Source organism: Brevundimonas sp., from assembly GCF_041911375.1.
Lineage (GTDB): Bacteria > Pseudomonadota > Alphaproteobacteria > Caulobacterales > Caulobacteraceae > Brevundimonas.
Genome location: NZ_JAYRPA010000088.1, coordinates 58,848 through 67,900, shown reverse-complemented (window position 1 = coordinate 67,900; position 9,053 = coordinate 58,848). Strand labels below are relative to the sequence as shown.

Here is a 9,053-nt window from a genome sequence, read left to right as displayed (position 1 = left end):
GGGCGCGGGCGCGGGCGCGGCGGACTGGGCCAGGGCGGGCGCCGCGCCCAGCAGAAGCGCTGGGATGGCGGCGGACAGGATCAGGTGACGCATTGGAAACTCCGTTCATCCCGGCCCAAGCCGGAACCCAGACCTTTGGGCGTTCGGCGTCGCCCCTTCGCACTGAACCTGATCCCAGCCGCCGATGCTCGCGAAAGCACTGGGTCCCCGCTTTCGCGGGGATGAGCGGATGGAAGGAAGCCTATTCCTGCGCCGGCGCATCCATCAGGCGGCGCGAAAGATAGGTGTATTCCAGCGCCAGCCGGCGGGCGGTCTCGCGCAGGTTGGCGCCGGCCGCGTGGCCGCCGTCGGTGTTCTCGTAGAACAGCACCGGATAGCCCAGCTCCTCCATCCGCGCCGCCGCCTTGCGGGCGTGGCCGGGGTGGACGCGGTCGTCCTTGGTCGAGGTGTGGAGGAAGACTTCCGGGTAGGGCTGGTCGGCGCGCAGGTTCTGATAGGGCGAATAGCGCTCGATCCAGGCGCGCTCCTCCGGAACATCGGGGTTGCCGTATTCACCGATCCAGCTGGCGCCGGCCAACAGCTTGTGGAAGCGCAGCATGTCGAACAGCGGCACCTGGATGACCGCAGCATTGATCAGGTCCGGGCGCTGGGTCAGCATCGCGCCCATGAACAGGCCGCCCTGGCTGCCGCCCATGATCCCCAGCTTGGGCTGGCTGGTGATGTTTCGCCGGATCAGGTCCAGCGCGACGGCCTGGAAGTCCTCGTGCGCGCGCTGGCGGTTCTCCTGCAGCGCCGCCTCGTGCCAGCGGGGGCCGAACTCGCCGCCGCCGCGCGTGTTGGCGATGACATAGACGCCGCCGCGCTCCAGCCACAGCTTGCCGACCGTCGCCGAATAGCCGGGCAGCAGCGAGCTTTCGAACCCGCCGTAGCCGTAGAGCAGCGTCGGGTTCGAGCCGTCCAGCGGCATGTCCGCCTTGTGGACCACGAAATAGGGGATCATCGTGCCGTCGGCCGAGCGGGCCTCATGCTGGTCCACCGTCATGCCGGCGGCGTCGAACTTGGCGGGCATCGACTTGACCTGGTCGACGGCGCCGGTGGCCGCATCGGCCAGCCACAGGCTGGACGGGTTCAGGTATCCGGTGACGCTGACGAACACCCGGTCGTCGGTTTCGGAGGCCGAGCCGACGCCGACCGAGACGTTCTGCGGCAGGTCCAGCGTCGTGTGCGCCCATTCGCCGTCACCCGGCGTATAGACCCGCACCGAACCGCGGACATTGTCATACAGGGCCACGACCAGCCGGTTGCGGGTGACGTTGATCGCCTCGACCGACTGGCGCTCGGTCGGGCGCAGCACGAGCTGGGCGGGCGTCGCCGGATCGGCCAGCCAGGCGTCCAGCGGCCAGGCGATCAGGTCGCCGGTCTGGAAGGCCTGGCCCGACGGCGCGGTCCAGTCTTCCTTCAGCGACACCAGCAGGCGGCCGTCGACCAGGCCGTTGATGTTCGACTTGGCCGGCAGCGGCAGCTGGACCAGCGCGCCGTCGTCCTTCAGCCGCCAGGTCTCGGACGAATAGAAGTCGATCGAGCGGTTGATCAGCGTCGCCTTCAGCGCCCCGTCGGCGTCGCGCAGGGTGTAGCCCGAAACGGCCACGTCGGTCGGCTGGCCGGTGAAGATCGTCCGGGCCTGCTCCGGCGTCTGGCCCCGCTGCAGCAGCTTGACCACCATCGGATAGCCGGAATCGGTCAGGGTGCCGGGGCCGAAGTCGCGCGAGATCAGCAGCGAATCCCGGTCGATCCAGGTCGCGTCGCCTTTGGATTCAGGCAGGACGATCCCGCCGTCGACGAACTTGCGCTCGACCGTGTCGAACTCGCGCAGCGTCGTGGCGTCCTTGCCGCCGTTCGACAGGCTGATCAGGCAATAGCGCTCGTCCGGCGACAGGCAGGTCGAGCCCTTGTAGACCCAGTTGGCGTTCTCGGCCGTCGCCAGGGCGTCGAAGTCGAGGATGGTTTCCCATTGCGGCGCGTCGGTGCGGTAGCTGTCCAGCGTCGTGCGCCGCCAGATCCCCCGCACGTGCTGGGCGTCCTGCCAGAAGTTGTCGATGTGGCCGTCGCGCGTGAAGCCGGGCGAGGGAATGCGGTCCTGCGCCTGGACGATGGCCAGGGCCGCCTGGTGCAGCGGCTCGTAGCGGGGATCGCCCTGCAGCACGCCCAGGCTCTTCGCGTTATGCGTCCGCACCCATTCCATGGCGCGTTCGCCCTCGACGTCCTCCAGCCAGATGTAGGGGTCGGTCGCCTCGCTGGTGGCGAAGCCTGCGGCGGCGGAAGCGGAGGGCTGGGCTGCGGTCTGTGCTGCGATCTGGGCCATGGCGACGGTCGACAAGCTGGTGGAGGCGAGAAGGGCCGCGAGCACGGCGGCGGACGAACGGATCATTTCTTGGACAGTCCCCGGAAAGCGAAGGCGGCACCTTAACGGCGGGACCCCCGGCGGCAAGGCGGACCGCGCCAACCTTACGGCTTTGTCATGATCCCGCTCACGACCCTTCGTCGGGGATGCACAGCAGCTTGCCGCAGGCCTTGCAGTGGACCGCGTCGGTGTCATGCGTCTGAAGGCCGCAGCGATCGCAGGGATGGCGGACCTTGTGCGGCTTGATCAGCGCCTGGGCCAGCCGCAGGAACAGGGTGATCCCCACCAGCATGACGGCGATGGACAAGAGCCGCCCCCAGGGCCCCGGCAGCGTCACGTCGCCAAAGCCCGTCGTCGTCAGCGTCGCCACGGTGAAGTAGAGGGCGTCGACATAGCCGGCGATGCCGTCATGGCCCCGGAAGGTCGCATAGACGAAGCCGGTCGCCACGAAGACGAAGGTCACCAGATTGGCCAGGGCCCGAGCGATGGCCTCGACCCGCGTGTCGTCAAACCGGGCCCCGACGGTCCGCCAGAAGAAGTCCGAGTTCAGCAGGGTCCACAGCCGGAGCATCCGCAGGAAGCCCAGGTTGTAGAGCCAGGCGGGGAACAGCAGGGTCGCCAGCACGAACAGGTCGACCCAGACGATGGGCCGCTTCAGCCAGTCCTTGATGTCGTTGTAGGCATAGGCGCGCGCCGCCAGATCGACCGCCAGCAAGGCGGCGATCAGATAATCCAGGGCGTAGAAGGCCCAGCCCATGTTCTTCAGGATCGGCGCGGCCAGAAAGAAGGCGATGATGGCGATGTCGACCACGATCACCGTCAGCCGGAACCGCACCGCCGGCGGCTGGGAGCCGTGATACAGATAACGCAGCCGCGCCCGCAGCCGCAGGCCGTCTTCCTTGGGCTGGGTCTGGTTTTCGGGGGAGGCTTCGGTCTGGGCCACTTCGGTATCCGCTCATCCCGGCGGAAGCCGGGACGCAGTGAGAGCCCAACACTCAATAGCGCGCCGCCGTTCCTGTCCAATGCTTCCGGCGGACCTTGTGCAAAAGCACGGGCTCGCGGCTTCCGCCGGGATGGGCGCGTGGAGATTTCATCGATCCGCTTCAGGCCCTATATGGCTGCGCATGATCACCCGTCCTTTCGTCAAGATGAACGGCGCCGGCAATGACTTCGTCGTCGTCAATGCGCTGGAGACGCCGTTCCGCCCCACCGAGGATCAGGTGCGGGCGCTGGCGGATCGCGCGACGGGCGAGGGGTTCGACCAGCTGATCGCCATCGAGCCGTCCGAGACGGCCGACGCCTTCATGCGCGTCTGGAACGCCGACGGCGCCATGGTCGAGACGTGCGGCAACGCCCTGCGCTGCGTCGGCTGGCTGCTGATGCAGGCCGACGGCGCTGACCGCGCGGTCATCGACACGGCGGCGGGCCCGACGACGGCCACCCGCGCGGGCGACCACCGCGTCACCGTCGACATGGGGCGGCCGCGCCTGGACTGGGATCAGGTGCCGCTGGCCGAGGAGATGGACACGCGCGGCATCGAGCTTCAGATCGGGCCGATCGACGCCCCGGTGCTGCACACGCCCGGCGCCGTCTCAATGGGCAATCCGCACGTCGTCTTCTTCACCGACCGTCAGGACGACGGCTTCGTCACCGGATCCGGCTCGCTGGTCGAGCATCACCCGCTGTTTCCCGAAGGGGTCAACGTCGGTTTCGCCCATGTGCTGGACCGCGACCGCATCCGGCTTCGGGTGTGGGAGCGGGGCGCGGGCCTGACCAAGGCGTGCGGCACCGGCGCCTGCGCCGCCCTGGTCGCCACGGCGCGACGGGGTCTGACCGACCGAAGGGCGACCGTGGTCGTCGACGGGGGCGAACTGGTCATCGACTGGGACGAATCCTCCGACCATGTGCTGATGACCGGGCCGGTCGAGATCGAGCGCACCGGGACCCTGGCGCTGTAGTCCGGCGCGTTCGGCGGAAATCCGCACGGAGGCGGATGCGGCGGTCACCTTTTCCGCACGGCGACAGCGGCCTTGAGCGGGCGCCATGGGGCGCGTCGCCCCCGCGACACGCGTTGCGCGGCGTTGAGGCCTGCGTGGTTGTCCCGTTCCGCCGGCCGCTCTAGGAACGAGTGAGTCACACAGAAACGACGCGCCCGGAAACGCCGCAGCCATGCCCGACCAGACCGACAAGCAGACCTTCTCCGACGAAGAGGCGCTGGACTTCCACCGCATCCCGACGCCGGGCAAGATCTCCATGGCCCCCACCAAGCCGATGGCGACCCAGCGCGACCTGTCGCTGGCCTATTCGCCGGGCGTGGCCGTGCCGGTTCTGGCCATCGCCGCCGACGCGGACAAGGCCTACGACTACACCGCCAAGGGCAACATGGTCGCCGTCATCTCGAACGGCACCGCCATCCTGGGACTGGGCAACCTGGGCCACATGGCCTCCAAGCCGGTGATGGAAGGCAAGTCGGTCCTGTTCAAGCGCTTCGCCGACGTCGACAGCTTCGACGTGGAGGTGAAGACCACCGATCCGGACGAGTTCATCACCGTCGTCAAGAACATCGGCGACACCTGGGGCGGCATCAATCTGGAGGACATCAAGTCCCCGGAATGCTTCGTCATCGAGAGCGAGCTGCAGGACCTGCTGGACATCCCCGTCTTCCACGACGACCAGCACGGCACGGCCATCATCTCGACCGCCGGCCTGATCAACGCCTGCCACGTCGCCGGCAAGAAGCTGGATGAGGTCAAGGTGGTGCTGTCCGGCGCCGGGGCGGCGGGCCTGTCGTCCATCGCCCTGATGAAGGCGGCCGGCGTTCGGCCCGAGAACACCGTCATCTGCGACCGCGAGGGCGTGGTCTACAAGGGCCGTCCCCACGACATGGACCAGTGGAAGGCCGCCCACGCGACCGACACCCCCTTCCGCACCATGGCCGAGGCCATGGTCGGCGCCGACGTGGTGCTGGGTCTGTCGGCCAAGGGCGCGATCACCAAGGAGATGGTGGCCTCCATGGCCCCCAATCCGATCATCTTCGCCATGGCCAACCCCGACCCGGAGATCACGCCCGAGGACGTCAAGTCGGTGCGCTCGGACGCCATCATCGCGACGGGCCGCTCGGACTACGTCAACCAGGTCAACAACGTCCTGGCCTTCCCCTATCTGTTCCGGGGCGCCCTGGACGTACGCGCGCGCCGGGTGAACCACGAGATGAAGGTGGCCTGCGCCCAGGCGCTGGCGGCGCTGGCGCGCGAGGACGTGCCCGACGAGGTCGCCGCCGCCTATCGCGGCCGCAAGTTGAAGTTCGGCCCGGACTACATCATCCCGACGCCGTTCGATCCGCGTCTGATCTGGTACATCCCGCCCTTCATCGCCCAGGCGGCGATGGACACCGGCGTGGCGCGCCAGCCGATCGAGGACATGGACGCCTATCGCCACAGCCTGCGTTCGCGCGTCGATCCGTCGGCCGCCCTGATGCAGAAGATCACCTCGGCGGTGCGCGGCGGCCCGGACAAGCGCGTCGTCTTCGCCGAGGGCGAGGAGCCCGCCGTCATCCGCGCCGCCTGGGCCTTCAAGCAGGCCGAACTGGGCACGCCGATCCTGGTCGGTCGCGAGGATCTGATCCATCAGAACGCTGCGGAGGCGGGTCTGAACTTCGACGAGCTGGGCATAGAGATCACCAACGCCCGCGTCTCCGGCTGCAACGCCGAATACACCGACTGGCTGTACGAGAAGCTGCAGCGCCGGGGCTATCTGCGCCGCGACGTGCAGCGGATGATCAACCAGGACCGCAACTATTTCGCCGCCACCCTGGTCGCCAAGGGCCGGGCCGACGCCATGGTCGCGGGCGTGACCCGCAACTTCAACATGGCGTTGAAGGAGGTCCAGCGCGTGCTGGACGTGGACGACACCCTGATCGGCCTGTCGATCCTCTTGGCCAAGGGGCGCACCCTGTTCGTGGCCGACACCTCGATCCACGAGCTGCCCGGCGCCGAGGAACTGGCCGAGATCGCCATCAAGGCCGCCGGCACCGTGCGCCGCCTGGGCCGCAATCCGCGCGTGGCCTTCCTCAGCTACTCCACCTTCGGCAACCCGCCGGGCGACCGGGGCGAGAAGGTGCGCGAGGCCATCCGCATCCTGGACCGGAAGGGCGTCGATTTCGAATACGAGGGCGAGATGCCGCCCGAGGTCGCCCTGGATCCGCACGGCCACCCGGCCTACGCCTTCAATCGCCTGACGAAGCCGGCCAACACCCTGGTGATGCCGGCGATCCATTCCGCCGCGATCTCGACCAAGCTGGTGCAGGCGCTGGGCGGGGCGACCCTGATCGGGCCCCTGCTGGTCGGGCTGGAGAAGTCGGTGCAGATCGTGTCGCTGGGCGCCTCGGTCAACGAGATCCTGACGGCGGCGACCTTCGCCGCCTACGACGCCGGACCCACCTTCCAGGGCTCGGGCCTGACCTCGGCGCCGCGCCCGCCGGCGGCCCTGTTCGAGCCGAACGAGGGCTGATCCCGGACCGATGGACGCCCCGGCCGCCTTTCCGCCCAGCGTCCCGCCGCCCCGGCGGGTCGAGCCGGGGCTTTATCTGGTCGCCACGCCGATCGGAAACCTGCGCGACATCACGCTGCGGGCGCTCGACGTGCTGGCCGCCGCCGATCTGGTGCTGGCCGAGGACACCCGCGTCACCGCCAAACTGCTGTCGGCCTACGGGCTGAAGGCCAAGCTGGAGCGGTGCGACGACCACGCCTCGGCGCGCGCGGCCGAGCTGGCCATCGCCCGACTGCGCGACGGCCAGGTGGTGGCCCTGGTGTCCGACGCGGGCACGCCCCTGGTGTCGGACCCCGGCTTCGTCGTGGCCCGCGCCGTGATCGCCGAGGGCCTGCCGGTCCATCCGATCCCCGGCCCGTCCAGCCTGCTGGCCGCGCTGTGCATCGCCGGCCTGCCCGCCGACCGGGTGCTGTTCGCCGGTTTCCTGCCGCCCAAGACCGCCGGCCGCACCGCCGCCCTGGAGGCGCTGAAAGGCCAGCGCCAGACCCTGGTCTTCTTCGAGAGCGGCCCACGCCTGAAGGACAGCCTGGCCGACATGGCCGCCGTTCTCGGCCCCCGCCCCGCCGCCGTCGCCCGCGAGCTGACCAAGCTCTACGAAGAGTGCGTGCGCGGGCCGCTGGACCAGCTGGCGATCGATCCGCGCCTGGACGGGCCCAAGGGCGAGATCGTCGTGGTGGTGGGGCCGGGCGAGGCCGAACAGGCGTCGGAGGCCGACGCCGACGCGGCCTTGGCCGAGGCGCTGGAGCGCCTGCCGACCGGTGAGGCCGCATCGGAGGTCGCCCGGGCCCTGGGCCTGAACCGCAAGACCCTTTATCGCCGCGCGCTGGAGCTTCGCGGCAAGTGACCGATCGCCTGCCCCGCGCCGCGCCGATGCGTCGTCCCAAGGCGGCGTGGCGTCAGGCCAAGGGCGGCGCGGCCTTCAAGTCAGGCCACGCGGCGGAATGGATCGCGGCCGCCTGGCTGATGGCCAAGGGCTATCAGGTGCTGGGCTTCCGGCTGAAGGGGCGCGGGGGCGAGATCGACCTCTTGGCCCGGCGCGGCGGGGTTCTGGCGGTGGTCGAGGTCAAGCGACGCGCCACGCTGGAGGCGGCGCGCCTTTCGTTGAAACCGGCGCAGTTCGACCGGCTCGTCGCCGCCGGCGAGGCCGTGCGCCGCAATCGGCCGGCGTTGAAATCGCTTGAACTGAGAATCGACATGGTGGCGCTGGCCCCCGGCCGTTTTCCGCGTCATCTTCGCGGCGTCGAGCGCGGAGCATGAAGAGGAGTATGGGCGGCGGATGACCCGGGACGAGGCCGAGTCCATCCTGAAGAAGGCCGGCGAGGCCGGCGACACGGGCTTTCCACTGCTCGAGGCCGCGATCGCCTGCGCCATCCACGACTACCCCTTCCGGGACCCCGAACCCGTGCGGACCCTGGCCCGCAACGCCTGCGAACGGTTGAAGGAGCGTATCGGCGGCGAAAGCCCCGACGACGCCCTGGCCGAGACCATGGCCGCCGACCTGCGCCTGAACGGCGACCTGCTGAACTACGACCACCCGTCCAACACCGACATCATCGACGTGGCCGAGCGGCGGCGCGGCCTGTCGGCGGCGCTGGCGGTCTTCTATCTGCATGCGGCGGCGGCGACCGGGCTGAAGGCGGCCGGCGTCGATTTTCCCGGCCACTTCATGGTGCGGGTCGAGACGTCGGACGGCCCGGTGGCGCTGGACCCGTTCAGCCAGGGCCGCCTGGTCCTGCCCAGCGAACTGACGCGGCGGGCGCTGCGCGCCGGGCTGACGCCGCACGTGGCGGACCGTCTGGACATACTGATGGCGCCGGTGACGGACCGGCAGTCCCTGATCCGGCTGCAGAACGTGCTGTTCAGCCGCGCCATCCGCGCCCAGGACTATGAGGGCGCCGAACGCTCGGCCCTGCGCCGCGCCCTGCTGGACCCCGACGATCATCGTCCCTGGCTCGACGTCGCGTCGGCCCGCGAAAAGCAGGGGGCGCTGGCCGGCGCGATGGACGCCCTGTCCCGCGCCCATGGTCTGGAAGGCCGGGAAGAGGCGCGCCGCTCCACTACGTTCGAGCGGGTCCGGATGCGCCTGAACTGAGGGCCGTCGGCG

At 69.6% G+C, this 9,053-nt stretch carries 7 protein-coding genes; 5 read left to right on the top strand and 2 right to left on the bottom strand.

Features of this window, described 5'->3' with window-relative positions; translation table 11 throughout:
* Positions 1-241 precede the first annotated feature (241 nt).
* Both ACE3PU_RS14910 and ACE3PU_RS14905 read right to left on the bottom strand, forming a co-directional pair.
* Positions 242-2,428 (bottom strand): prolyl oligopeptidase family protein, encoded by a 2,187-nt coding sequence (locus ACE3PU_RS14910; RefSeq protein WP_374390933.1) that lies wholly within the window; start codon positions 2,426-2,428, stop codon positions 242-244.
* Positions 2,429-2,528: 100 nt separating this feature from the next.
* Complete coding sequence (locus tag ACE3PU_RS14905) at positions 2,529-3,344, bottom strand: potassium channel family protein (RefSeq protein ID WP_374390931.1); 816 nt, start codon at positions 3,342-3,344, stop codon at positions 2,529-2,531.
* Positions 3,345-3,528: 184 nt separating this feature from the next.
* Here ACE3PU_RS14905 and dapF point away from each other — a divergent pair, with 184 nt between their 5' ends.
* The 5 genes from dapF to ACE3PU_RS14880 all read left to right on the top strand — a co-directional run bounded on the left by dapF (position 3,529) and on the right by ACE3PU_RS14880 (position 9,041).
* A complete protein-coding gene (dapF, locus tag ACE3PU_RS14900) occupies positions 3,529-4,359 on the top strand; it encodes a diaminopimelate epimerase (protein WP_374390939.1) in 831 nt (276 codons plus the stop codon).
* A 211-nt stretch (positions 4,360-4,570) separates the two neighbouring features.
* Positions 4,571-6,910, top strand: coding sequence for an NADP-dependent malic enzyme (locus ACE3PU_RS14895; protein WP_374390929.1), 2,340 nt, complete (start codon positions 4,571-4,573; stop codon positions 6,908-6,910).
* A gap of 10 nt (positions 6,911-6,920) precedes the next feature.
* Entirely contained in the window at positions 6,921-7,793 is an 873-nt protein-coding gene (gene rsmI / locus ACE3PU_RS14890) for a 16S rRNA (cytidine(1402)-2'-O)-methyltransferase (RefSeq protein ID WP_374390927.1), read from the top strand.
* Positions 7,794-7,819: 26 nt separating this feature from the next.
* Entirely contained in the window at positions 7,820-8,206 is a 387-nt protein-coding gene (locus ACE3PU_RS14885; RefSeq protein WP_374390937.1) for a YraN family protein, read from the top strand.
* A 19-nt stretch (positions 8,207-8,225) separates the two neighbouring features.
* Positions 8,226-9,041, top strand: a complete 816-nt coding sequence (locus ACE3PU_RS14880) for a SirB1 family protein (RefSeq protein WP_374390925.1) — start codon at positions 8,226-8,228, stop codon at positions 9,039-9,041.
* The last annotated feature ends 12 nt before the right edge of the window (positions 9,042-9,053 follow it).